Source organism: Paraphotobacterium marinum, assembly GCF_002216855.1.
In the GTDB taxonomy this organism is placed as follows: Bacteria; Pseudomonadota; Gammaproteobacteria; order Enterobacterales; family Vibrionaceae; genus Paraphotobacterium; species Paraphotobacterium marinum.
Window position 1 is genome coordinate 912,880 of sequence record NZ_CP022355.1, and the last position, 24,352, is coordinate 937,231.

Sequence of the window (24,352 nt, forward strand, 5' to 3'; positions counted from 1 at the left end):
AGGTTCAATTTGAAAAACAACCTTTTTTTTGTTTTTTTTGAACATTGTTTTGTGATGGTTATCATAAATTTAAATTATTACAAATGTATGAACATTTTGAAATTTTATAAAAACTTACATACATTAAAAAAAAAGTTTATTATATAATAATCTTATTAATTTATTATTTTTTGTATTTAGTTTACAGATTTCTTAGATTTGGTAATACAAAAGACTTAATATATAATGTAATTTTTTATTAATTATGAACGATTAAAGGTATGTTAAATGAACAAAGTACCCATGACGGTTAAGGGTGAGAAACTTTTAAGAGAAGAATTAGATAGATTGTTAAAACGTAGACCCGAAATTTCTAAAGCTATCGCTGAGGCAAGAGAGCTAGGTGATTTAAAGGAAAATGCTGAATATCATTCTGCTCGCGAAGAACAAGGAATTTGTGAAGCACAAATTAGAGATATCGAATATAAACTTTCAGTTGCGCAAGTGATTGATGTTACAAAGCAACCTAAATCAGATAAGATTATTTTTGGTTCAACCGTTACCTTAATAGATGTAAATGATGACTCTAGTGTGACTTATTGTATCGTTGGTGACGATGAATCTGATATTAAGCAAAATTTAATTTCAGTTAATTCACCAATTGCCAGAGGCCTGATAGGAAAATTAGAAGGCGATGAAGTTTCAATAAATACTCCTGGTGGCTTAAAGGAGTTTGAAATAGACAAAGTTGATTATATTTAACTTGAATGCATAGATTGTTCGAAGTATGAGATTAAAAATGAATCGAACTATCTATGATCAAAAAGTCTTATTTTGGAAGGTTATATTTTTTTTCCGGACTTGATTTATATAGCGTTAAGATATTTCCAACTACTTGTACAAACTCTGAGTGAGTTTCTCTAAGGATTGCATCTATAATGAGATCTTTAGTTTCTTTATCAGATGAAACAAGTTTGACTTTTACAAGCTCGTGAAATGCTACAGCTGATTCTATCTCTACTATAACGCCTTCAGTAAGACCATTCGCTCCCATAAGAACGATAGGTTTTAAATGATGTGCTTCAGACTTTAAAAATTTAATTTGTTTTGATGTTAGTTTCATATTTTTTAATAAAATTGTTTAAAAGGGTTGAAATGTAAATATTTAACCCATAAATTAATAATTAAGGATATATTAACAAAAATATGAAAAATAACCAATACAAATGATAGGTTCGCATGTCCACTAAAAATAAATCTTCAAGTTCTGGTCGATGGTTGAAGGAGCATTTTGATGATAAATACGTTCAAGAAGCTCAAAAAAAAGGTTATCGTTCAAGGGCGTATTTCAAGTTAAAAGAGATACACGAAAAAGAAAAGCTTATCAATAAAGGTTCTTTAGTTGTTGATTTAGGTGCTGCACCGGGTGGTTGGTCACAATTTGCAGCGGAAGTTATAGGGGATTCAGGAGCAGTAATTGCTTGTGATATCCTACCCATGGACTCCATGGCTGGTGTTCATTTTCTTCAAGGTGATTTCAGAGAAGAAAGTGTTCTGAATGCTTTGCTTGAAAAAATCAAAAATAAACCAGTTGATGTTGTCCTTTCAGATATGGCTCCAAACTTTAGTGGAAATAGTGTATCAGACCAAGCTAAATCTATGTATTTGGTCGAATTAGCATTAGATATGTGTCGACAAGTGCTAACTCGAAATGGTAAATTTGTGGTAAAGGTATTTCAAGGAGCTGATTTTGACAGTTATCTTAAAGAAGTTCGTAAAAATTTTAAAACAGTAAAAATTAGAAAACCAGACTCCTCTCGGGATCGCTCTAGAGAAGTTTACATCGTTGCTATAGGTTTTAATCCAAACGTATAGTTTTTATTCACAATTTTTAGGCGAGGTTTGACCCTTGAGTGATATGGCAAAGAATTTAATTTTATGGGTAGTTATCGCGGTGGTTTTAATGTCTGTTTTTCAGAGTTTTGGCCCAAGCGATAAAAGTAAAAATCAAGTGGACTATTCAACATTTGTTGAAGCAGTTGGACAAGATCAGGTTAAGCAAGCGACGTTTGATCAGAGTAAAATTTCTTTTACTAAGTCTGATGATTCTAAGTTTGTGACCTATATTCCTTCTATAGGAGATAGCAAAATTATGGATGATTTAATCAACCATAATGTTGCCGTAAAAGGAACTCCACCAGAACAACCAAGTATACTTTTACAAATCTTTATATCTTGGTTTCCAATGTTACTGATTATAGGTTTTTGGTTGTTTTTTATGCGTCAAATGCAAGGCGGAGGCGGAAAAGGCGCTATGTCCTTTGGTAAATCTAAAGCAAGAATGATGAGTGAAGAACAAATCAAAACCACCTTTTCTGATGTTGCTGGCTGTGACGAAGCAAAAGAAGATGTTAAAGAATTAGTCGATTATTTAAGAGATCCTAGTAAATTTCAAAAGTTGGGTGGTAAAATCCCTACAGGTATTTTATTAGTAGGACCTCCAGGTACAGGTAAAACTTTATTAGCTAAGGCAATTGCTGGCGAAGCTAAAGTTCCATTCTTTACTATTTCAGGCTCAGATTTTGTTGAAATGTTTGTTGGTGTAGGTGCTTCAAGAGTTAGGGATATGTTTGAACAAGCTAAGAAAGCAGCCCCATGTATTATTTTTATTGATGAAATTGATGCAGTTGGTCGACAGCGTGGTGCAGGTGTCGGTGGTGGTCATGACGAACGTGAGCAGACCCTTAACCAAATGCTTGTTGAAATGGATGGATTCGAAGGAAATGAAGGGATTATTGTTATAGCAGCTACTAACAGACCAGATGTTTTAGATCCAGCGTTATTAAGACCAGGGAGATTTGATAGACAAGTGGTTGTTGGATTACCAGATGTTAAAGGTAGAGAACAAATTTTAAAAGTACATATGAAAAAAGTGCCTTTGGACAATGATGTTAAACCATTAATTATTGCACGTGGAACACCTGGTTTTTCTGGTGCTGATTTAGCAAATCTCGTAAATGAAGCAGCATTATTTGCGGCAAGAAGCGATAAACGAACAGTTTCAATGGTGGAGTTTGAGTTAGCTAAAGATAAGATTATGATGGGAGCTGAAAGAAAATCAATGGTTATGTCTAATGATCAAAAAGAGTCTACAGCTTATCATGAAGCAGGTCATGCTATCATCATGAGATTAGTTCCTGAGCATGATCCCGTTTATAAAGTTTCTATTATACCTAGGGGTAGAGCTCTGGGTGTAACTATGGCATTACCAGAAGAAGATAGAGTCAGTTATTCCAGAAAACAACTTGAATCAATGATATCATCATTATATGGTGGAAGACTTGCTGAAGAATTAATCTATGGTGCTGAGAATGTCTCAACGGGAGCTTCGAATGATATTGAGAGAGCTACTGATATAGCAAGAAAAATGGTTACTCAATGGGGGTTTTCAGAAAAATTAGGTCCTCAGCTGTATGCTGAAGATGAAGGAGAGGTTTTTCTTGGGCGCTCTGTTACTCAAACTAAACATGTAGCTGATGATACTGCAAAATTAATTGATCAAGAAATTAGAAGTATTATTGATACCAATTATGCTAGGGCTAGAAAAATTCTTGAAGATAATATGGATATTTTGCATTCTATGAAAGATGCACTAATGAAATATGAAACTATTGATGTGGATCAAATAGATGACTTGATGGAACGAAAAGAAGAAATAAGAGAGCCTAAGGGATGGAGTGATCAAACTACTGAATCTAAGGATAATAAAGCCGAAGATGAGAAGAATAGTGATACAAATGTAGATGATTCGCAAGAAAACACTTCCAATAAAGAGTAATAATCTAACATTTACCCTCAAAAAAGTGCGATAAAATTTTCGCACTTCTTCATTTATCTCTATCAATAATTACCATTATACCACATAAGATTATTAAATTATGGAACTTCGTAGTAAAAATAAAACTCTTAATCTAGACAAGCCTGTTATTATGGGAGTTTTGAACTTAACCCCAGACTCATTTTCAGATGGAGGTCGTTTTAATAAAAAACATAATGCATTTCGACAAGTTGAAAAAATGATTAATTCTGGAGCATCAATTATAGATATTGGAGGTGAGTCTACAAGACCAGGAAGTATACCCGTATCAGCAAATGAACAATTGGATCGCACTCAAGAAATACTGATTGATATTAGAAAAAGGTTCGATACTTGGATATCTGTTGACACCAGTGAGCCGAAAGTAATTTATGAGTCTGTTGCAAACGGAGCAGATATTATAAATGATGTAAGGGCTTTATCTTTATGTAAATATCCAAATAAAATTTTTGAACTAGGTGTGCCTATTTGCTTGATGCATAAAAAAGGCGAAACAAGGAACATGCAAAATAATCCATATTATGATGATGTAGTAAAAGATATACAAGAGTTTTTTCATGAAAAGCTAGTCTCACATTCTACTTTTGAAAATCAATTAATTTTTGATCCAGGATTTGGTTTTGGAAAAAGACTACAAGATAATTATGAAATATTAGCTAATTTATCAAAGTTTAAAATTAAAAAAATTCCTCTATTAGTAGGACTTTCTCGTAAATCTATGATATACAATATATTAAAACGTAAACCAGATGAAGTTGTCATTGGAAGTGTTAGCGCAGCGATTTTATCTGCATTAAATGGTGCTAATATTATTCGAGTACATGATGTACTTGAGACATCACAGGCATTACAAATTTTCAATGAATATAATCAATATAAATAGTAGGTAATGATATGTCAGAGAGGAAATATTTTGGAACAGATGGTGTTCGAGGATTAGTTGGAAGTTTTCCTATTCAACCAGACTTTGTTTTAAAGCTAGGATGGGCTGCTGGAAAAGTTTTAGCAAAAAATGGTACAAAAAAAGTTATTATTGGAAAAGATACACGCATATCGGGTTATATGTTAGAGTCAGCACTTGAAGCAGGATTTGCTGCTGCAGGGTTACAATCAATTTTAACTGGTCCTATGCCAACACCAGCAATTTCATACCTTACGCAAACATTTAGGGCTGAAGCAGGTGTGGTGATCTCAGCTTCTCATAATCCATATCAAGATAATGGCATTAAGTTTTTTTCTAATAATGGCTTTAAGCTACCAGATCATATTGAAAAACAAATCGAAAATGAACTGACTAAGGATATTATTTGTGTTGAAGCTCATAAGTTTGGAAAAGCTATTAGGATCGATGATGCTGCTGGTCGATACATTGAGTTTACTAAGGGAACATTTCCATCCGAGTTGTCTCTAGCTGGATTAAATATAGTTTTGGATTGTGCAAATGGAGCCACGTATGATATTGCTCCTAAAGTTTTTTCCGAATTAGGTGCAAATACCAAAGTAATTGGCTGCTCACCAAACGGAGTCAATATTAATGAGGGATATGGAGCAACAGATACAGCAAACCTTAGAGCTGAAGTATTGAAGACAAAATCTCATTTGGGCATTGCTTTTGACGGAGATGGTGATCGAGTAATTATGGTTGATGAAGATGGGTTTGAAATTGATGGTGACAAAATTGCTTTTATTTTAGCTAAGCATTATAAAAATACTGGAATTATGAATAACTCTGGAGTTGTTGGAACATTAATGAGTAACCTGGGATTAGAAAAAAGTTTATCTGAATTAGGTGTGGAATTTATTCGAGCGAAAGTAGGAGATCGTTATGTTCATGAAAAAATGAAAGAAAATAATTGGATATTAGGGGCGGAAAACTCTGGTCACGTGATTATTTCTAACAAAGCAAAAACCGGTGATGGGATTGTAGCTGCTCTTCAAGTTCTTAGAGTTATTATTGAAAGTGGAAAAAGCTTAAAAGATTTAGCGTCAGATATGCAAGTATTCCCACAAGTGTTAAAAAATATTAAATTATCTGAGGGAGATAATCCTTTGGGTGACAAAGATAATCAAAACTTTATTAGTAACATAGAAAAAAAATTAGGTAATAAAGGTAGGATTTTAATTCGTAAATCAGGTACTGAACCCTTACTTAGAGTTATGGTTGAAGGTGAAAGCAAATCATTTATTGAAAAAATAGCAACAGAGATTGTAGAAAGATTAAAAAGTAAACAGTGAAACTAATAAAAATAAATTTTTTCTTGTATGACTTATTTATATTATGTAATATGTCGACTTAATTATTTTTTTTAATTTTTTCAACTTGGTGAAAAAAATGTATGATTTTTTATTAGTTCTTTACATATTAATAGCACTTATTCTTATTGGCCTTGTTCTTATTCAACAGGGTAAAGGTGCTGATATGGGAGCTTCTTTTGGATCTGGAGCATCTGCTACAGTATTTGGATCAACAGGTTCTGCAAATTTTTTATCAAGAATGACTTCACTATGTGCAATTTTGTTTTTTGTAATAAGTTTGATTTTAGCAAAAATGAGTTCTGGGAGTTCGAGTGACGACTCTGGTTGGAATGATATTGGCTTAAATTCTAATAAAAGTGAGCAGATTCAAAAAGAAAATATAGGTAAATCAGAAACAAAGGTGAATGGAAATAAATCCATTAAAAGCAATTCACCTGAATCTGAAATTCCAAAGTAAATGACGAATATTTGCCGAGGTGGTGAAATTGGTAGACACGCTAGCATGAGGTGCTAGTACCTATGGTGTGTGGGTTCGAGTCCCACCCTCGGCACCATTATTTTAATACTTGAATTATGATAATTACCAAGTGTATAATGGTCGTATATCGGACGCGGGATGGAGCAGTTTGGTAGCTCGTCGGGCTCATAACCCGAAGGTCGTTGGTTCAAATCCAGCTCCCGCAACCAAATTACTTGATATGTATTTAATATGATATATATGTAAAGATTAAAAAATCCCCGATATGGGGGTTTTTTTTTGGTTAAATGTAATTGGGCTTTAAGCCCTTTTTTTATTTGTGGGGTTAATTTGACTAATTTAGAAAAAAAATTAAGTGATTTACTTGAGAGCTCTGTATATGATTTGGGCTTTGAGTTTGTTGGTTTAGAATTTATCCGTTCCGGAAAACATTCTGTTCTTAGAATCTATATTGACCAAGAAAATGGAATTAATGTTGATGATTGTGCTTTAGTAAGCCGACAAGTAAGTTCTGTTCTAGATGTAGAAGATCCAATATCAAGTGAATATACTTTAGAAATATCTTCGCCAGGTCTTGAAAGACCTCTATTTAAAGAACAAGATTACATTAATTACAAAGGATATGAAATATCTCTTATATTAAATTTGCCGATTAATAATCAAAGAAAATTTAAAGGATTTATAGTTGATGTGATAAGTTCTGATTTACATTTAAAAGTTAATGAAATAGTGGAGAAAATCCCTCTATCGAATATATCAAGAGCAAACCTTATTCCTGTTTTTGAATAACAGTTTTGGAGAATTAAAATGAACAAAGAAATTTTGGCTGTTGTTGAGGCTGTATCTAATGAAAAGTCTTTACCGAGGGAAAAAATATTTGAAGCCTTAGAAATTGCATTAGCTAGCGCTACTAAGAAAAAATATAATGTTGATATTGAAGCAAGGGTATCCATTGAAAGAAAAACTGGAAGTTATATAACATTTCGTCGTTGGTTAGTCCTAGATGAAGAAATATTGCCTAACCCAACAAAGGAAATCACTTTAGAAGCAGCAAGAATAGATGATCCCGAAATTCAAGAGCATGAATATATTGAAGAAGAGATTGAATCTGTTGCTTTTGATAGAATTACAACGCAAACAGCTAAACAAGTAATCGTTCAGAAAGTTCGTGAAGCAGAAAGAGCGCAAATTGTAAATCAGTTTGTTGACAATGAGGGAGATATTCTGACAGGAATAGTTAAAAAAGTTAATCGAGATTCAGTTATAATAGATTTAGGTAATAATGCTGAAGCTATCATTCAACGAGAAGATCAGTTACCCCGAGAAAACTTCAGAACAGGAGATCGCGTCAGAGGCTTACTTTATGAAGTGAACCCTGAAGCTAAAGGACATCAATTATTTATGACTCGCTCTAAGCCTTCAATGTTAATTGAATTATTCAGAGTAGAAGTTCCAGAAATTGGAGAAGAAGTTATTGAAGTCATGGGAGCTTCTAGAGATCCAGGTTCAAGAGCCAAAATTGCTGTAAAAACCAATGATAAAAGAATAGATCCAGTTGGTGCTTGTGTAGGAATGAGAGGAGCTAGAGTTCAAGCGGTTTCGGGAGAACTAGGTGGCGAAAGAATTGATATTGTTCTGTGGGATTCAAATCCGGCTCAATTTGTTATTAATGCAATGGCTCCAGCTGAAGTAAGTTCTATTATTGTTGATGAAGATAATCACTCAATGGACATTGCAGTAGAATCAGATAATCTTGCACAAGCAATTGGAAGGAATGGTCAAAACATTAGATTAGCTTCTTCATTGACTGGCTGGGAGCTCAATGTAATGACTATTGAAGAACAAAAACAGAAGCATGAAGAAGAATCTGGTGAATATTTGAAGTTGTTTATGGATAACCTCGAGATTGATGAGGAGTTTGCTTCAATGTTAGTAAATGAAGGCTTTACTTCACTTGAAGAAGTCGCGTATGTTCCGATTCAAGAGCTACTTGATATAGACTTCTTAACTGAGGATTTAGTTGAAACTTTGAGAGAAAGAGCCAAAGAAGCATTAACGACTTTAGCTCTTAAGAAAGAAGAAGAAATCGAAAGCTTTGAACCAGCGAAAGATTTATTAGATCTAGAAGGAATGACTGATAATTTAGCAAGAAAACTTGCTAAGTCAAAAATTATTACTTTAGAAGATTTAGCAGATTTATCTATAGATGATTTACTTGATGTGGAAGAGATGTCCTCTGATGATGCAGGTAATTTAATTATGAAAGCGAGAGAAATTTGTTGGTTTGGTGATAAGTCATAATATTAAGTAATGGAGTGTATTCTATGTCGGAAATTACAGTAAATGCTTTAGCACAAGAAATTAATATCACTACAGATAAGTTATTACATCAGCTTAAAAGTGCAGGCATAATTAAAAATTTAAATGATACAGTAAATGAAGAAGAAAAAAGAAAGTTGCTAAGTTATCTCAAAGAATCTCATGGTGAAAAGGCATCACCAACGAAGCTTACTTTGCAAAGAAAAACAAAAAGCACTTTAAGTATATCGGGTAATAATGGTAAAAGTAAAAATGTTCAAATAGAAGTTCGTAAAAAGAAGACTTATATTAAAAAAAGTGAATTAGATAAAAAAAATGCAGAATTGGAAGCAAAAAAAGAAGCTGAGTTAGCTGCAAAGAAAGAAGCTGAGTTAGCTGCAAAGAAAGAAGCTGAGTTAGCTGCAAAGAAAGAAGCTGAGTTAGCTGCAAAGAAAGAAGCTGAGTTAGCTGCAAAAAAAGAAGCTGAGTTAGCTGTAAAGAAAGAAGCTGAGCTAGCTGCAAAGAAAGAAGCTGAGTTAGCTGCAAAGAAAGAAGCTGAGTTAGCTGCAAAGAAAGAAGCTGAGTTGGCTGAAGAAAAAGAAGTTGATCTGAAAAAACAAAAAGAAGTAAAAATGAATTCAGGTACAGAACAATCAACACAAAAGAAAAAACAAAAACGAAATTCAGCTGGATCTGAAGAAGACAAATTACAGAGTCGAAGAGAAGAAATTAACAGACAGATGGCAATCGAAAAAAGCCAGAAACAAGTTGAAGAGGCAAAAAAAATGGCTGAAGAAAAGTACCAAGATTGGGATACAGCTAAGGACGATAGTATTTCTCCTGAGACGGATTCAAGTGATTTTCATACAACCACTTCTAAATATGCAAGAGATGCTGAAGATGAAATGGATCAAAAAAATGATTTTCAACGAAGGAAAAAACGTAAAAAAACACATTCAAAAGATAATGAAGAATTAGTAGCTGATAATACTAAACATAATACTAACAAAAAAGGTAAGAGAAAAAAAACAAATAGTCCAAACAAAACAACACTTACACAAGCATTTGATAAATCTGCAGTTGTTGCAAAAAATGATGTTGTTATAGGTGAAACTATCGTAGTTTCTGAGCTTGCTAACAAGATGGCTGTTAAATCATCAGAATTAATAAAAGTTATGATGAAAATGGGAGCCATGGCAACAATAAATCAAGTAATCGATCAAGAAACAGCTCAATTAATTGCGGAAGAGATGGGGCATAAAGTTATCTTGAGAAAAGAGAGTGATTTAGAAGATTCTATTTTGTCTGAAAATGATCAATCAGAAGCTAATGTTGCACCTAGAGCTCCAGTAGTAACTATAATGGGTCATGTGGATCATGGAAAAACTTCAACTTTAGATTACATACGAAAAGCTCATGTAGCTTCAGGTGAAGCAGGTGGAATAACGCAACATATTGGTGCTTATCATGTAGAAACACCAAATGGTATGATAACTTTTCTTGATACACCAGGTCATGCTGCTTTTACAGCTATGCGTGCTCGAGGAGCAAAAGCTACAGATATCGTCGTTCTTGTAGTTGCTGCTGATGATGGAGTAATGCCACAGACAATAGAAGCAATCCAACATGCTAAAGCCGCTGATGTTCCTTTGATTGTTGCTGTTAATAAAATTGATAAAGAAGATGCCAACCCTGATAACGTAAAAAATGAATTATCTCAATATGATGTAATTCCAGAAGAATGGGGCGGAGATAATATGTTTGTTAATATTTCTGCAAAGCAAGGAACCAATATTGATTCGCTTCTTGAAACAATCTTATTACAAGCAGAAGTTTTAGAATTAACAGCTATTAAAGAAGGGATGGCTCATGGTGTCGTTGTTGAGTCAAAACTTGATAAAGGAAGAGGACCTGTTGCAACTGTATTAGTGCAGTCAGGAAAATTAAAAAAAGGAGACATTGTTCTCTGCGGATTAGAATATGGACGAGTCCGTGCTATGAAAGATGAGCTTGGTAAGGAAATAACTGAAGCAGGCCCATCTATTCCTGTATCTATTTTGGGGTTATCAGGAGTTCCATCTGCGGGTGATGAAGCTTCCGTAGTTAAGGATGAAAAGAAAGCAAGAGAAGTGGCACTTTACCGTCAAGGTAAATTCAAAGAGGTTAAATTAGCAAGACAACAAAAAGCAAAATTAGAGAATATGTTTGCTAATATGGAATCTGGTGATGTTGCAGAATTAAATGTTGTATTAAAAGCTGATATGCAAGGTTCAGTTGAAGCTATTAGTGATTCTTTATTAAAACTATCAACGAATGAAGTTAAAGTTAATATTGTTGGATCTGGTGTTGGTGGAATCACAGAAACAGATGCTGTTTTAGCAACAGCATCAAATGCAATAATTCTTGGTTTTAACGTTAGAGCAGATGCAACAGCGAGAAGAGTTATTGATACAGAGAATCTGGATTTAAGATATTATTCGATTATTTATCAATTAATCGATGAGGTAAAAGCTGCAATGGGTGGTATGCTTGCTCCTGAAGTTAAACAAGAAATAATAGGTTTAGCTGAAGTGAGAGATGTCTTTAAATCACCAAAATTAGGAGCTATTGCTGGTTGTATGGTTACAGAAGGTATAATAAAAAGAAATAACCCTATCAGAGTGTTGAGAGATAATATTGTCATTTATGAAGGTGAACTGGAGTCATTAAGAAGATTCAAAGATGATGTCAATGAAGTTAAGAATGGTTATGAATGCGGTATAGGTGTTAAAAATTACAATGATGTAAAAGTCAACGATCAAATTGAAGTTTATGAAATTGTAGAAATTAAAAGAACCTTAGATTAACCTTATTAAAATGTGTTTGGGTTAATTATTTAACCCAAAACAATTTCAGGAATTATATATGGTAAAAGAATATAGCCGAACGCAAAGAGTTTCAGAACAAATAAAAAGAGAATTAGCCCAGATTATTCATCGTGAAGTTAAAGATCCGCGTATAGGAATGGTTACTTTATCAGATGTAGAGGTTACAACTGATCTAAGTTATGCTAAGGTTTATTTCACAACGCTTAATATCGATAGTGATTTAGAAAAAGATCCTTCAAAGTTATTGAATAAAATATCACCGATGTTAAGGTCATTACTGGGAAAAAAAATAAGATTAAGAGTAACGCCAGAACTAAAGTTTATTTATGATAACTCCCTTACGGAAGGTATGAGAATATCGAACTTAGTTTCTAAAGTAATAAAAAAAGATAATAACTTAAAGTAAATTCATCCATTATGAAAAATGCAAATAATAAACGAATAATTGATGGAGTTTTGCTTTTGGATAAACCAAAAGGTATTTCTTCAAATTCAGCACTTCAAAAAATAAAAAAACTATATTCTGCAGAAAAAGCAGGGCATACTGGTGCCCTTGATCCTCTTGCTACGGGAGTTTTGCCAATTTGTCTTGGAGAAGCAACTAAGTACTCTAGTTTTTTACTTGAATCTGATAAGAAATATAAGGTTAAAGCCCAATTAGGAATTAGAACAACTACTTCTGATGCTGATGGAGATATTGTTGATATTCGCAATATTGATATTACAATTGATAATTTAAAAAAAGCAATTTATTCTTTTGTCGGTAAACAAAAACAAATGCCCTCCATATTCTCAGCATTAAAATTCGAAGGAAAGCCTCTTTATTATTATGCTCGAAAAAATATTTCTGTTCCGAGAAAAATTAGGGATATTCATGTATTTAGTATAGATATCAATGAAATCGATCTGCCTTACATAGATTTAAGTATTCATTGTTCTAAAGGGACTTACATAAGAACGATTATTGATGATTTAGGGGAAAAATTAGAATGTGGAGCACATGTTGTTGAGCTAAGAAGAACTGGTATTAATGATCTGGAAATTGATGAAGCATTATCTTTAGAGGATATTGAAAAACAATTTCAAGAAAAAAATGATTTGAATGATATAGACAAATTTTTAAAACCGTTAGACACACTATTATCAAAACTAGATGTTTTGAATCTTCCAGAACACTTATCTGAAAAATTTTTGCATGGACAGAAAATCAATTTAGATCAATTAGAAGATAGAAAAGATTTATTGCATGATCTGGAGCTTTATCGTGTTTATAACGAGGCTAATTTTGATTTGCTAGGTGTTGCATCTATAAATAATAATATTATTATTCCTAAAAGAGTTAGAAAGAATAGAGATTAGTTGATTGATAGAGGTGGCTTGATTGCTAAATTAACTCTTGCATAAAAATGTATTACAAGTATAATTTTAGGTTCGCGTATCAGCTGAATCAGAGATTGGCTGTTACAACTTTTAATTTTACACAGGAATATATATTATGTCTCTGAATGCTGAAAAAAAAGCTGCGATCGTAGCTGAATATGCTCAAAGTGCAAATGATACTGGTTCTCCAGAAGTTCAAGTTGCTTTGCTAACTGCTCAAATCAATCACTTACAAGGCCACTTTGCTGAACATAAACATGATCATCATAGTAGAAGAGGTTTGTTAAGAATGGTATCACATAGAAGAAAGCTTTTAGATTATCTGAAAGGCAAAGATCTTTCTAGATACCAAAGTTTGATAAGTCGTTTAGGCTTAAGAAGATAAAAAAAAGGAGCAATTGCTCCTTTTTTTGTGAATTTTTTTTTTACAGTGTATAATGTAAAACTAACATGCATCATAAGTAATTGTTTGAAGTATTAGCGCCGACTAACACATACTTTTTTTGAAAGATGGTATCTGTTAGTCGTGCTTACTTTTGGTGTGGAATTTATTTATATTAAGGATTATCCGTGAAATCAATTGTCAAATCATTTAAATACGGTAACCATACCGTCACATTAGAAACTGGGATTATAGCTCGTCAGGCAACAGCTGCTGTAATGGCAAGTATGGACGATACATCTGTTTTTGTAACTGTTGTAGGAAAAAAGGATGTTGCCGATGGTCAAGATTTTTTTCCATTAACAGTAAACTATCAAGAAAGAACTTATGCTGCAGGTAAAATTCCAGGTGGTTTTTTTAAAAGAGAAGGTAGAGCATCTGAAAATGAAACTTTGATAGCTAGACTTATCGATAGGCCATTAAGACCACTTTTTCCTAATGGCTTTTTTAATGAAGTTCAGGTTATTGCAACTGTCGTATCTGCAAATCCAAAGATTAACCCTGATATTATCACAATGATTGGTGCATCTGCTGCACTTTCTATATCCGGAATTCCTTTCAATGGTCCTATTGGTGCTGCGCGAGTGGCTTATATCAATGAAAAGTTTACGTTGAACCCAAATGTCGATGAATTAAAGCATAGTAAGTTAGACTTAGTGGTTTCTGGAACTGAAAGTGCGGTATTAATGGTAGAGTCTGAAGCTGATTGCTTAACAGAATCTCAAATGCTTCAGGCTGTTGTATATGGACATGAGCAACAGCAAATAGTGATTGATAACATTAATCAATTTGCGAATGAAGTTGCTACCCCTAAATGGGACTGGAGCGCACCAGAGTTTAACAATGAATTATTTTCTAAAGTTAAAGAAGTTGCTGAAAGTGCTCTTACAGAGGCATATCAAATTACTGATAAAATTGCGAGATACGCAGCAATTGATCTAATTAAGAAAGATACAATTGATGCATTAGTTAATGAAGAAAATGATAATGAAGAAAATGATGTAAGAAACTTATTTTCCAAATTAGAAAAGAATATCGTTCGAAGTAGAATTATTGATGGAAAACCTCGTATTGATGGAAGAGAAAAAGACATGGTTAGGTCTTTAGACGTGAGAACTGGTGTGTTACCAAGAACACATGGTTCATCTTTATTTACAAGAGGCGAAACTCAAGCATTGGTAACTGCTACTCTAGGTACTCAAAAAGATGCACAGTTAGTTGAAGAGTTGACAGGTGAAACGAAAGAAAATTTCTTATTACACTATAATTTTCCTCCTTATTGTGTGGGTGAGGTCGGATTTATAGGTTCGCCGAAAAGGAGAGAGATTGGCCATGGTAAATTAGCTAAACGTGGTATTGCGGCTGTTATGCCAAGTATAGAAGAGTTCCCTTATACTGTAAGAGTTGTATCAGAAATTACTGAGTCCAATGGTTCATCTTCAATGGCTTCTGTTTGTGGTTCTTCTCTTGCTTTAATGGATGCAGGTGTTCCAATCAAGTCATCAGTCGCTGGTATAGCAATGGGCCTTGTTAAAGAAGATGAAAAGTATGTCGTCTTATCCGATATCTTAGGTGATGAAGACCATTTAGGAGATATGGACTTCAAAGTAGCTGGAACACATACAGGTATAACAGCTTTACAAATGGATATTAAGATTGAAGGTATTACTAAAGAGATCATGGAAGTTGCTTTAAATCAAGCAAAAGGAGCGAGAACCCACATCTTAGAAACTATGGATAGAGCGATTAGTTCACCAAGAGAAGATTTATCCGATTTTGCTCCGAAAATCCATACGATTCAAATAAAACCTGAGAAAGTTAGAGATGTTATAGGAAAAGGTGGTTCAGTTATAAGAGCTTTAACGGAAGAAACCGGTACGACAATTGAACTTGAGGATGATGGAACTGTTAAAATAGCAGCATCTTCTGGTGATGCAGCTAGAGAAGCTATCGCAAGAATAGAGAACCTAACTGCAGAAGTCGAAGTTGGGAAAATTTACACTGGCAAAGTTGTAAGAATCGTTGATTTTGGTGCATTTGTTTCCGTGGTTGGAGGTAAAGAGGGCTTGGTTCACATATCTCAAATTGATCATGAAAGAGTTGAGAAAGTGCGAGATCATCTATCAGAAGGTCAGGAAGTCCAAGTTAAAGTCATCGAGATTGATCGACAAGGTAGAATAAGGTTAAGTATGAAAGAAGCTAAACCAAAGCCACCTGTCGATTCAAATGAAAGTCAAGAGTCTGAAGAGTAAACTTGCTGTAATCCAAGATGGGTACTATACCCATCTTGGATTGTAAATGTTATGAACTTTATTAAAGAGCTAGATTTAATCTCTTTTGATTTGAAGTCGCCGGAGAGATTTAAAAAAAATAACCCAATAAACTTAGATAAGAAATATAAGTTTCTTTTAGTGTCTAAAAACAAACATCTTTCTCATAAAGAAGAATGTTTTGTAAAAAATTTTTTGTTTTCAATTGCAATTGATTTTGATGAAGTTTTTGTTATCTCTAAAAGGGAATTGTGGTTATTAGATCAACATCAACTTATTATAGTATGGTACGTTGGAACTCCATCAGTCGAAATAAACGAAGTCGTTATTTTAGAATCTCCTAAAATTTCACTTTTAATGCAGTCAGCCCAATTTAAAAAAGATTTATGGAAACAATTTTGTAAAAATGCACATTACTTATCGAGCTATAATTCAAGGTGATATTGAAGATTTATATAACATAGAATCTATATCCCAAAAATATCCTTGGTCCAAAAAATCTTTTGAAATTAGTCCATTAAATAATTTTAATTATCTTTTTCAAATTAATTATGAAATAGTTGGTTATTTTTATGCGACCTTAATTAAAGATGAGTTATCTTTACTTAATTTCACTGTAGCTCCCAGCTTTCAGGGAAAAGGAATTGGTAATTATATGATTAAGCTTTTGACTGAAGAATGTGCTCAAAATGGAGTTCGTGAAATATGGTTAGAGGTCAGGGAATCAAATATAAAAGCAATTAATTTATACAATAAATTTGGATTTATTGAAGTTGAACAGCGTAAAAATTATTATCGAAATAATAAAGACTTTGAAGATGCTATTATTATGGTCAAATATATACATGAATGAACAAATATTTTTAAAAAGAGATTAATTAATGTCACAAACTACAAAAGATGAAATTTTAAAAAGAAGAACTTTTGCTATTATCTCTCACCCTGATGCTGGTAAAACCACGATAACTGAAAAAGTATTGCTTCTTGGTCAGGCAATCCAATCAGCAGGAACTGTTAAAGGTAGAGGTTCTAATCAACATGCTAAATCTGACTGGATGGAAATGGAAAAAGAGAGAGGAATTTCAGTTACGACATCCGTTATGCAATTTCCTTTTAATAACTGTTTGGTAAATTTACTTGATACTCCGGGACATGAAGATTTTTCGGAGGATACATATCGAACTCTAACTGCTGTGGATTCTTGTTTAATGGTAATCGATTCAGCAAAAGGTGTTGAGGATAGAACAAAAAAATTGATGGAGGTTACTAGGCTCAGAGATACCCCCATTGTTACATTTATGAATAAGCTTGACCGTGACATTATTGACCCGCTGGAATTGTTAGATGATGTTGAAAATGAGTTAAATATTCACTGTGTTCCAATTACTTGGCCAATTGGTTGTGGTAAAGAGTTTAGAGGGGTATATCATTTTTCTGAAAAAAGAATCTATCTATATGAATCCGGAAGGGGAAATAAATTACATGAGGTTCAATATATTGATGGAATTGATAACCCCAAACTAAAGGAGTTACTGGATGAACAACAAATATCAGACTTAAAAGAAGAGCTCGAATTGGTGCAAGGGGCAACGAATGAGTTTGATAGAGAAGACTTCTTAGCTGGAAAAATTACACCAGTTTTCTTTGGTACCGCATTGGGTAATTTTGGAGTTGACCAAATGTTGATGGGTTTAACCTCATGGGCACCAGCACCACAAGGAAGAGCAACTCTCAATAGGTTTGTTGGAAATGATGAAGAAAAATTAACTGGATTCGTCTTCAAAATTCAGGCTAATATGGATCCAAAGCACAGAGACCGAATTGCTTTTATGCGTTTAGTTTCTGGTAAATACCAAAAGGGAATGAAGTTATATAATCCTCGTATTGAAAAAAAATTGACAATTTCTGATGCAGTGACATTTATGGCCGGTGAAAGAGAGAGAGCTGACTTTGCATACGCAGGAGATATTATAGGATTACATAATCATGGAACTATTCAAATTGGTGATACTTTTACTGAAGGAGAAAATTTGAAATTTTCTGGTATTCCTAATTTTGCACCAGAGCTTTTTAAAAGAATTAGATTAAAAGATCCGTTGAAACAAAAACAATTACTCAAAGGTTTAATTCAGCTATCAGAAGAGGGTGCAGTTCAACTATTTAGACCTTTACAAAATAATGATTTAATTGTTGGTGCTGTTGGAGTACTTCAATTTGATGTAGTAGTAGCTCGATTAAAGTCAGAATATAAAGTTTCGGCAATCTATGAAGCTATAAATATAACAACTGCCAGATGGGTTGAATGTAATGATAAAAAAGAATTAGAAAACTTTAAACGTAAAAATCAAAATAATCTTGCTTTAGATGGAGCTGAAAACTTGACATATATTGCCCCCTCTATGGTCAATTTAAATTTGGTTAAAGATAGATTTCCGTCTATTATTTTAAAATCTACTCGAGAACATTAAATTGTGAAACATTCGAAAAGGCTTTATTTTTGTTAATAGATACCCACTGTCATTTTGATTTCAAGCCTTTCTCTTTAGATTATGAAAAATACTATCATAATCTAAAATCAGAAGGAGTTAATAAAATTATAGTTCCTTCTGTAGGCCCATCTAATTGGGATACTGTTGTATATTTAAGCAATAGATTCCCTGGTATATTATTTCAATTAGGCATTCATCCTTGTTACGTATCTTCTCTCAGTAAACAAGACCTAGAAACTTTTGAATATTACGTTAAAAAACATATATCTAATCCTAAATTTTTCGGCATAGGTGAGATTGGTCTAGATTTTTTCAAACAAACTAATAAAACGAAACAGATAGAGTTTTTAAATTTTCAATTACATATCGCAATAAAATATTCATTAAATATTGTTTTACACTCAAGAAAAGCACATAATGATTTAGTTCAGTTATTAAAACAAAAAAAACAAAAAATTTCTGGAATAATTCATGCATTTACCGGTAGCTTACACCAAGCCCAAGAATTTATTGATTTGGGTTTAAAAATTGGTGTCGGTGGAGTGATAACATATGAAAGGGCAAAAAAAACTAGAGAAACTATTAGTTCTATACCATTGAGTTCTATAGTTTTAGAAACAGATTCTCCATTTATGCCTATTTTTGGTGAGCAGGGTAAAGCAAATACTCCAGAGAACATAAAAAAATCTTAGATGAAATTTGTCTTTTGCGGAATGAATCTAAAGAAGAAATAACTTCTCAAATATCAAAAAATACGTTAAGTCTTATTACTTAATATATAGGAAAAAATATGAGCACACCTCACATAAATGCAAACACTGATGATTTTTCTGATACTGTTGTTATGCCAGGAGATCCCTTGCGAGCAAAATATATTAGTGAACATTACCTAACTAGAGCGAAACTAGTAACAAATGTGCGAAACATGTTAGGGTACACAGGACTTTATAAAGGAAAAAAAATCTCTGTAATGTCCTCAGGAATGGGGATTCCTTCCTGCTCAATATATGCAACAGAACTCATTAAATTTTATGGTGTAAAAAAAATTGTTAGGGTTGGCAGTTGTGGAGCAGTATCTGATAAAATTAAAGTTAGAGATTTAATCTTAGCTCATTCTGTATCAACTGATTCCAAAGTGAATGAAATTAGATTAAATGGTTATCAATTTTCTCTTTCTAGTGACTTTGAATTAATGAATAAGTTGTTTATTCAAGCAAAGAATCATAAACTTGACCTTAAAGTAGGAAATGTTTTTACTACGGACTCTTTTTACAGTTTAGACAATGATTTAATAAATTTGCTTCGTAAATATAATTTTTTAGCCGTCGAAATGGAAACCGCTGGGTTATTAGGCATCGCCCAAGAATACGATATACAAGCGGCTGCAATTTACACAGTATCAGATCATATTATTTCAAATGAGGCTATGTCTTCTGATGAGCGTGAAAGATCTTTTGATGAAATGATCAGGTTAACTTTAGACGCATTAATTTAATTCCATTTATTTAATTGATATTATTCATTGATGATTTTTGAGGGTAAGTGATATGAGTTTTTTCAAAATACGAAATGATTTAATGAAAAGCTTCAAAATTGAAGAAAATAAAATTAGACTTCCAAGTCAGGATGACACATGCTTTATAATTTACTCTAAGTTGGAATTTGAATTATCCATTATTAAATTTATTTCTCATAATAATATGGAAAATTACCTGAATGGAGTTTGGTTAGTTAAAAACATGTTAGTTTTCTTTTTTCATGGTAATTTAACTACTCAGCAAAAAAGTCAATTATTTGAGCTCCAACTTGATTATTTTATTTATAAAGATTCAAATGATATAGCTATGCCCCAATTATTAGCCCTTGATATGGACTCAACAGCTATAAAAACTGAATGTATTGATGAGATAGCTTATTTATTCAATAAAAAAGATGAAATCTCTTTGATAACTAAGGAGGCTATGGAAGGACAAATAAATTTTGATGTAAGTTTAAATAAACGTCTTAAAGCTCTAAAAGGTTTTCCTATTCAAATTATTGAAAAAATGAAACATGATGTAACAATAGACGATGGCTTGTTAGATCTTGTTAAGTTTTGTAATGAGTTTAATTGTAACATTGGTTTAATTTCTGGAGGTTTCACTGATATTGCTGATCATCTTAAAGAAACTTTAAAATTAAATTTTTCTTATGCTAACACTCTTAACTTTGAGCGTGGAAAGTTTACTGGAAATATTGATGGACGAATTGTCAATGCTGAGATGAAAAGAGAGATTTTTTTGAAATTACGTGATGAATTTCAAATTAATCAAAATAATGTAGCAGCTGTTGGAGATGGAGCTAACGATATACCAATGCTCATGTCTGCTAATTTAGGTATAGCGTATAAAGCAAAAAAAATTGTGAATGAATCTGTTAACAACAGTATAAATTTTAACTCTCTAGTGGGTTTGATTTGCATCTTTTCTGTTGGCAAAGTTATTGACAATACGAAAAAATTTTAAATAGGTAATCGTTTATTTCGGTAAATTTTAATATTAAGAAAATAAAATGGCAGTAAATAAAGTAAAAAAAGTATTTGGTTGCTCTGAGTGCGGAACAGAGTTTCCAAGGTGGCAAGGACAATGTTCTGGATGTAAAGCATGGAACTCAATTAGTGAGCTTAGAGTTAGTTCTTCACCTCAAGTAACTAGAAATGATAAGTTATCTGGTTTTTCGGGAATGCTTGAATCTAAAATACGCAAATTATCTGAAATTGAAATAGAGGAATTACCCAGATTGGATTCATCTTTTGATGAACTCAATAGAGTTTTAGGCGGAGGCTTTGTTGCTGGATCAGCAGTATTGATAGGAGGAAATCCTGGTGCAGGGAAAAGTACTTTACTTCTGCAGGTAGCATGTAATTTATCATTAAATGAAACGATATTATATGTAACCGGAGAAGAATCTCTTCAACAAGTTGCCATGAGAGCAGATCGACTTAATCTACCTAAAAAAAAATTGAATATCCTTTCTGAAACAAGTATCAACAAAATATGTGATATTAGCAATCAATTAAGACCGAAATTAATTATCATAGATTCTATACAAGTTATGTATTTAGATGATTTAACTTCTTCTCCCGGAAGCATATCTCAAGTTAGAGAGTCTGCATCAGCTTTAACTCAATATGCAAAAAAAAATAATGTCATTATAATTATGGTGGGACACGTAACTAAGGATGGCTCTATTGCAGGGCCTAAGGTATTAGAGCATTGTATTGATGCGTCAATAATGCTAGATATATCCGACGATTCTCGTTTTAGAATCTTAAGAAGCCACAAAAATAGATTTGGAGCAATCAATGAATTAGGAATATTTGCAATGACTGAAAAGGGAATGAAAGAAGTCAGAAACCCGTCAGCAATATTCTTAACAAATAAAAATAATAATACTGAAGGAAGTGTTATTTCAGTTCTATGGGAAGGGACACGCTCTTTACTAATAGAATTACAAGCACTAGTAGATACTTCAGCTTCTTCTATTCCTAAAAGAATATCTGTTGGATTGGATCAAAATAGACTCAATTTAATGATTGCTATTTTACATAAGCATGGAAATATACAAATTTATGATCAAGATGTTTATGTTAATGTTGTTGGAGGAGTTAAAGTAAGTGAAACCAGCATTGACCTCTGTTTAATTCTGGCCTTAGTTTCAAGTTTAAAAAATAAATCATTACCAGAAAATTTAGTGGTCTTTGGGGAAGTGGGTTTGGGTGGTGAAATAAGACCTGTTTCATATGGACAAGAAAGAGTTCGTGAAGCTTTTAAGCATGGATTTGATATAGCCATGATGCCCAAAGCCAATCTTCAGAAAAATAAGCCAGATGGCTTGAAAATCATTTATGTAGATAAAATAGAAGATGCTTTAAGTAAATTGATTGATATTATTAGCTAAAAATTTTGTTCAACATAAGTAATTATGGATGTATATGTCTAATGCGTAAAAAATAATTCAATTTTTTACGACAAGAAATATACTCTCAAATCTATAAACTGTAAGCCATTTTTATTTAAAATTTCATTATTTGTTTGATCGTAATTTTTGAGAACATAAATTTTTCATCCTTATCGTTTGGTATGAACCAATTAGTAGAGATATGTTAGAGAATTTTTCCTAACTATATTTTTGAGCTTATTTGCTTATTTTATTAGTAATTAAATGGAGGTGCATAGTAACATTACAACCTAAATTTAATTACTAAAATTTTTTTACATAGTCTTAATGACTCATTTAAATATGAGTTGCTAATAGATTAAGCTTTACTGATTTTTTTATACTTAATTCGATGGGGATCACACACATCAGTTCCGTGTTCTTTCTTCATCCATTCACTATACTCCTGGTAATTTCCCTCATAAAAATTGACTTTCCCTTCATCTCTGTAATCTAGAATATGTGTTGCAATTCGGTCTAAAAACCAACGGTCATGAGATATGACTAATGCGCATCCTGGAAAATTTAAAAGTGCGTCTTCAAGAGATCTTAATGTCTCGACATCTAAATCATTTGTTGGTTCATCTAATAATAAAACATTACCACCAGACTTTAAAAGTTTTGCTAAGTGTACTCGATTACGCTCACCACCAGACAAATTATTTATCAACTTTTGTTGATCGCTCCCTTTAAAGTTAAATTTAGATACATACGCACGAGCAGGTATTTCATAATTATTTATTTTAATAATATCATGGTTATCAGAAATTTCTTGGTATATAGTAGCATCACCATTCATAGAATCCCTAAATTGACTTACAGCAGAAATTTTGACTGTTTTACCTATAATAATATCGCCAGAATCTGGCTTTTCTTGTCCTTGAATGAGTTTAAACAGGGTGGATTTTCCTGCACCATTAGGCCCAGTTATGCCAATAATAGCTCCTTTGGGCATTGAAAAGCTTAAGTTATCAATAAGCAATTTTTCGCCAAATGATTTATTAACATTTTTTAATTCTATTACTTGATCGCCTAACCTTTCTCCCAAAGGAATATATAATTCATTAGTTTCATTTCGTTTTTGAAAAGATGTAGAGCTTAATTCTTCATACCGGTTTAGTCTTGCTTTTGATTTAGACTGTCTACCTTTTGGATTTTGTCGAACCCATTCTAGCTCTTGTGCTAAACTTTTTTTTAGTTTTAACTCTTGATTTTTTTCATTTTCCAGTCGGTTATTCTTTTGCTCTAGCCATGATGTGTAATTTCCTTCCCAAGGAATACCATGTCCTCTGTCTAACTCAAGAATCCAGTTAGCAGCATTATCTAGAAAGTAACGATCGTGAGTAATAGCGACAACAGTACCGTTGTAGTCGACTAAAAATTTTTCTAACCATGCTACTGATTCAGCATCAAGGTGGTTAGTTGGCTCATCTAGTAGTAACATCTCAGGTTTCTCTAGGAGTAACCTACACAATGCGACTCGTCTTTTTTCACCACCCGATAAAACTTTAATTTTTTCACTCCAATCAGGTAATCTTAAAGCATCAGCAGCTCTTTCTAATATATTGTCAATGTTATGACCATCGTGGGTGGCTATAATATTCTCAAGCTTTGCTTGTTTTGCAGCAAGCTCATCAAAGTCAGCATTTTCATCAGCATATGCAGCATAAACTAAATCTAATTCCTTCAATGCATTTTTAACTTCAAATACAGCTTCCTCTACAACTTCTCTGACAGTTTTACTCTCATCAAAAGTTGGCTCTTGGGGTAAATAGCCAATTTTAAGATCTTTTTGTGGAAAGGCTTCCCCTTGAAAATCTTTATCTATTCCAGCCATAATTCTTAACAAAGATGATTTACCAGAACCATTTAACCCAAGGACGCCTATTTTTGCACCAGGAAAAAAACTTAATGAGATATCTTTAAGAATCTCCTTTTTGGGGTCAACTATTTTGTTAACTCGTGACATTGTATAAACATAATCAGACATAATGATTGATTTCTCTTGCTAAAAAAAATATCATTTTAACTTATATAG

The 24,352-nt window shown here is 32.8% G+C and carries 22 protein-coding genes and 2 tRNA genes; 22 read left to right on the forward strand and 2 right to left on the reverse strand.

The features are described 5' to 3' along the window. Window positions 1-267 precede the first annotated feature (267 nt). Complete coding sequence (gene greA / locus CF386_RS04785; RefSeq protein WP_089073278.1) at window positions 268-741, forward strand: transcription elongation factor GreA; 474 nt, start codon at window positions 268-270, stop codon at window positions 739-741. Window positions 742-808: 67 nt separating this feature from the next. Here greA and yhbY read toward each other — a convergent pair whose 3' ends face one another. After that, window positions 809-1,102, reverse strand: coding sequence for a ribosome assembly RNA-binding protein YhbY (gene yhbY / locus CF386_RS04790; RefSeq protein ID WP_089073279.1), 294 nt, complete (start codon window positions 1,100-1,102; stop codon window positions 809-811). A gap of 116 nt (window positions 1,103-1,218) precedes the next feature. Between yhbY and rlmE the strand changes: the two genes are divergently transcribed. The 21 genes from rlmE (at window position 1,219) to radA (ending at window position 22,275) form a co-directional block, all read left to right on the forward strand. Continuing rightward, window positions 1,219-1,854: a 23S rRNA (uridine(2552)-2'-O)-methyltransferase RlmE gene (gene rlmE / locus CF386_RS04795; RefSeq protein ID WP_089073280.1), complete on the forward strand. Its 636-nt coding sequence runs from the start codon at window positions 1,219-1,221 to the stop codon at window positions 1,852-1,854. Window positions 1,855-1,897: 43 nt separating this feature from the next. Then, a complete protein-coding gene (gene ftsH, locus CF386_RS04800; protein ID WP_089073763.1) occupies window positions 1,898-3,817 on the forward strand; it encodes an ATP-dependent zinc metalloprotease FtsH in 1,920 nt (639 codons plus the stop codon). A gap of 100 nt (window positions 3,818-3,917) precedes the next feature. Then, window positions 3,918-4,739: a dihydropteroate synthase gene (gene folP / locus CF386_RS04805; protein ID WP_089073281.1), complete on the forward strand. Its 822-nt coding sequence runs from the start codon at window positions 3,918-3,920 to the stop codon at window positions 4,737-4,739. Window positions 4,740-4,750: 11 nt separating this feature from the next. Next, a complete protein-coding gene (glmM, locus tag CF386_RS04810) occupies window positions 4,751-6,091 on the forward strand; it encodes a phosphoglucosamine mutase (protein WP_089073282.1) in 1,341 nt (446 codons plus the stop codon). 97 nt (window positions 6,092-6,188) lie between these two features. Further along, window positions 6,189-6,569 carry a preprotein translocase subunit SecG gene (gene secG / locus CF386_RS04815; RefSeq protein WP_089073283.1) on the forward strand — a complete coding sequence of 127 codons (381 nt, stop codon included), beginning with the start codon at window positions 6,189-6,191 and terminating at the stop codon, window positions 6,567-6,569. 13 nt (window positions 6,570-6,582) lie between these two features. After that, window positions 6,583-6,666 (forward strand) — tRNA-Leu (locus CF386_RS04820). A gap of 56 nt (window positions 6,667-6,722) precedes the next feature. After that, window positions 6,723-6,799 (forward strand) — tRNA-Met (locus CF386_RS04825). Between the two features lie 121 nt (window positions 6,800-6,920). Further along, complete coding sequence (rimP, locus tag CF386_RS04830; protein WP_089073764.1) at window positions 6,921-7,379, forward strand: ribosome maturation factor RimP; 459 nt, start codon at window positions 6,921-6,923, stop codon at window positions 7,377-7,379. A gap of 18 nt (window positions 7,380-7,397) precedes the next feature. Beyond that, window positions 7,398-8,891 carry a transcription termination factor NusA gene (nusA, locus tag CF386_RS04835; RefSeq protein WP_089073284.1) on the forward strand — a complete coding sequence of 498 codons (1,494 nt, stop codon included), beginning with the start codon at window positions 7,398-7,400 and terminating at the stop codon, window positions 8,889-8,891. A gap of 23 nt (window positions 8,892-8,914) precedes the next feature. Continuing rightward, on the forward strand, window positions 8,915-11,734 hold the full coding sequence (gene infB / locus CF386_RS04840) for a translation initiation factor IF-2 (RefSeq protein ID WP_089073285.1): 2,820 nt from the start codon (window positions 8,915-8,917) through the stop codon (window positions 11,732-11,734). 58 nt (window positions 11,735-11,792) lie between these two features. Further along, window positions 11,793-12,161, forward strand: a complete 369-nt coding sequence (rbfA, locus tag CF386_RS04845; RefSeq protein WP_089073286.1) for a 30S ribosome-binding factor RbfA — start codon at window positions 11,793-11,795, stop codon at window positions 12,159-12,161. An 11-nt stretch (window positions 12,162-12,172) separates the two neighbouring features. Continuing rightward, on the forward strand, window positions 12,173-13,114 hold the full coding sequence (gene truB / locus CF386_RS04850) for a tRNA pseudouridine(55) synthase TruB (protein ID WP_089073287.1): 942 nt from the start codon (window positions 12,173-12,175) through the stop codon (window positions 13,112-13,114). 136 nt (window positions 13,115-13,250) lie between these two features. Beyond that, the gene (rpsO, locus tag CF386_RS04855) at window positions 13,251-13,520 is read left to right on the forward strand and encodes a 30S ribosomal protein S15 (RefSeq protein WP_089073288.1); all 270 of its coding nucleotides are present in this window, start codon (window positions 13,251-13,253) and stop codon (window positions 13,518-13,520) included. 185 nt (window positions 13,521-13,705) lie between these two features. Next, on the forward strand, window positions 13,706-15,829 hold the full coding sequence (gene pnp / locus CF386_RS04860; RefSeq protein WP_089073289.1) for a polyribonucleotide nucleotidyltransferase: 2,124 nt from the start codon (window positions 13,706-13,708) through the stop codon (window positions 15,827-15,829). Between the two features lie 51 nt (window positions 15,830-15,880). Then, entirely contained in the window at window positions 15,881-16,288 is a 408-nt protein-coding gene (locus CF386_RS04865) for a DNA polymerase III subunit psi (protein ID WP_089073290.1), read from the forward strand. Further along, window positions 16,254-16,700, forward strand: a complete 447-nt coding sequence (gene rimI / locus CF386_RS04870; RefSeq protein WP_089073291.1) for a ribosomal protein S18-alanine N-acetyltransferase — start codon at window positions 16,254-16,256, stop codon at window positions 16,698-16,700. The genes CF386_RS04865 and rimI overlap by 35 nt, the downstream gene beginning before the upstream one ends. Window positions 16,701-16,728: 28 nt before the next feature. Next, window positions 16,729-18,315, forward strand: coding sequence for a peptide chain release factor 3 (gene prfC / locus CF386_RS04875; RefSeq protein ID WP_089073292.1), 1,587 nt, complete (start codon window positions 16,729-16,731; stop codon window positions 18,313-18,315). Window positions 18,316-18,344: 29 nt separating this feature from the next. Next, a complete protein-coding gene (locus tag CF386_RS04880; protein WP_158522303.1) occupies window positions 18,345-19,028 on the forward strand; it encodes a TatD family hydrolase in 684 nt (227 codons plus the stop codon). Window positions 19,029-19,126: 98 nt separating this feature from the next. Further along, a complete protein-coding gene (gene deoD, locus CF386_RS04885; protein ID WP_089073294.1) occupies window positions 19,127-19,831 on the forward strand; it encodes a purine-nucleoside phosphorylase in 705 nt (234 codons plus the stop codon). A 52-nt stretch (window positions 19,832-19,883) separates the two neighbouring features. Beyond that, a complete protein-coding gene (gene serB / locus CF386_RS04890) occupies window positions 19,884-20,840 on the forward strand; it encodes a phosphoserine phosphatase SerB (RefSeq protein WP_089073295.1) in 957 nt (318 codons plus the stop codon). Between the two features lie 46 nt (window positions 20,841-20,886). Next, window positions 20,887-22,275, forward strand: coding sequence for a DNA repair protein RadA (gene radA, locus CF386_RS04895; protein ID WP_089073296.1), 1,389 nt, complete (start codon window positions 20,887-20,889; stop codon window positions 22,273-22,275). A gap of 358 nt (window positions 22,276-22,633) precedes the next feature. Here the strand turns inward: radA and ettA are convergent, their stop codons facing one another. Then, window positions 22,634-24,304: an energy-dependent translational throttle protein EttA gene (ettA, locus tag CF386_RS04900; protein ID WP_089073297.1), complete on the reverse strand. Its 1,671-nt coding sequence runs from the start codon at window positions 24,302-24,304 to the stop codon at window positions 22,634-22,636. Window positions 24,305-24,352 lie beyond the last annotated feature (48 nt).

Excerpts from the sequence above, each read along its gene's own strand:
- radA (WP_089073296.1), top strand. The coding sequence starts at position 20,887 with ATGGCAGTAAATAAAGTAAAAAAAGTATTTGGTTGCTCTGAGTGCGGA.
- rimI (WP_089073291.1), top strand. The coding sequence starts at position 16,254 with ATGCACATTACTTATCGAGCTATAATTCAAGGTGATATTGAAGATTTA.
- glmM (WP_089073282.1), top strand. The coding sequence starts at position 4,751 with ATGTCAGAGAGGAAATATTTTGGAACAGATGGTGTTCGAGGATTAGTT.
- deoD (WP_089073294.1), top strand. The coding sequence starts at position 19,127 with ATGAGCACACCTCACATAAATGCAAACACTGATGATTTTTCTGATACT.
- nusA (WP_089073284.1), top strand. The coding sequence starts at position 7,398 with ATGAACAAAGAAATTTTGGCTGTTGTTGAGGCTGTATCTAATGAAAAG.
- serB (WP_089073295.1), top strand. The coding sequence starts at position 19,884 with ATGAGTTTTTTCAAAATACGAAATGATTTAATGAAAAGCTTCAAAATT.
- truB (WP_089073287.1), top strand. The coding sequence starts at position 12,173 with ATGAAAAATGCAAATAATAAACGAATAATTGATGGAGTTTTGCTTTTG.
- rbfA (WP_089073286.1), top strand. The coding sequence starts at position 11,793 with ATGGTAAAAGAATATAGCCGAACGCAAAGAGTTTCAGAACAAATAAAA.
- ettA (WP_089073297.1), bottom strand. The coding sequence starts at position 24,304 with ATGTCTGATTATGTTTATACAATGTCACGAGTTAACAAAATAGTTGAC.
- prfC (WP_089073292.1), top strand. The coding sequence starts at position 16,729 with ATGTCACAAACTACAAAAGATGAAATTTTAAAAAGAAGAACTTTTGCT.
- rlmE (WP_089073280.1), top strand. The coding sequence starts at position 1,219 with ATGTCCACTAAAAATAAATCTTCAAGTTCTGGTCGATGGTTGAAGGAG.
- rpsO (WP_089073288.1), top strand. The coding sequence starts at position 13,251 with ATGTCTCTGAATGCTGAAAAAAAAGCTGCGATCGTAGCTGAATATGCT.
- greA (WP_089073278.1), top strand. The coding sequence starts at position 268 with ATGAACAAAGTACCCATGACGGTTAAGGGTGAGAAACTTTTAAGAGAA.
- infB (WP_089073285.1), top strand. The coding sequence starts at position 8,915 with ATGTCGGAAATTACAGTAAATGCTTTAGCACAAGAAATTAATATCACT.
- ftsH (WP_089073763.1), top strand. The coding sequence starts at position 1,898 with ATGGCAAAGAATTTAATTTTATGGGTAGTTATCGCGGTGGTTTTAATG.
- secG (WP_089073283.1), top strand. The coding sequence starts at position 6,189 with ATGTATGATTTTTTATTAGTTCTTTACATATTAATAGCACTTATTCTT.
- yhbY (WP_089073279.1), bottom strand. The coding sequence starts at position 1,102 with ATGAAACTAACATCAAAACAAATTAAATTTTTAAAGTCTGAAGCACAT.
- folP (WP_089073281.1), top strand. The coding sequence starts at position 3,918 with ATGGAACTTCGTAGTAAAAATAAAACTCTTAATCTAGACAAGCCTGTT.
- CF386_RS04865 (WP_089073290.1), top strand. The coding sequence starts at position 15,881 with ATGAACTTTATTAAAGAGCTAGATTTAATCTCTTTTGATTTGAAGTCG.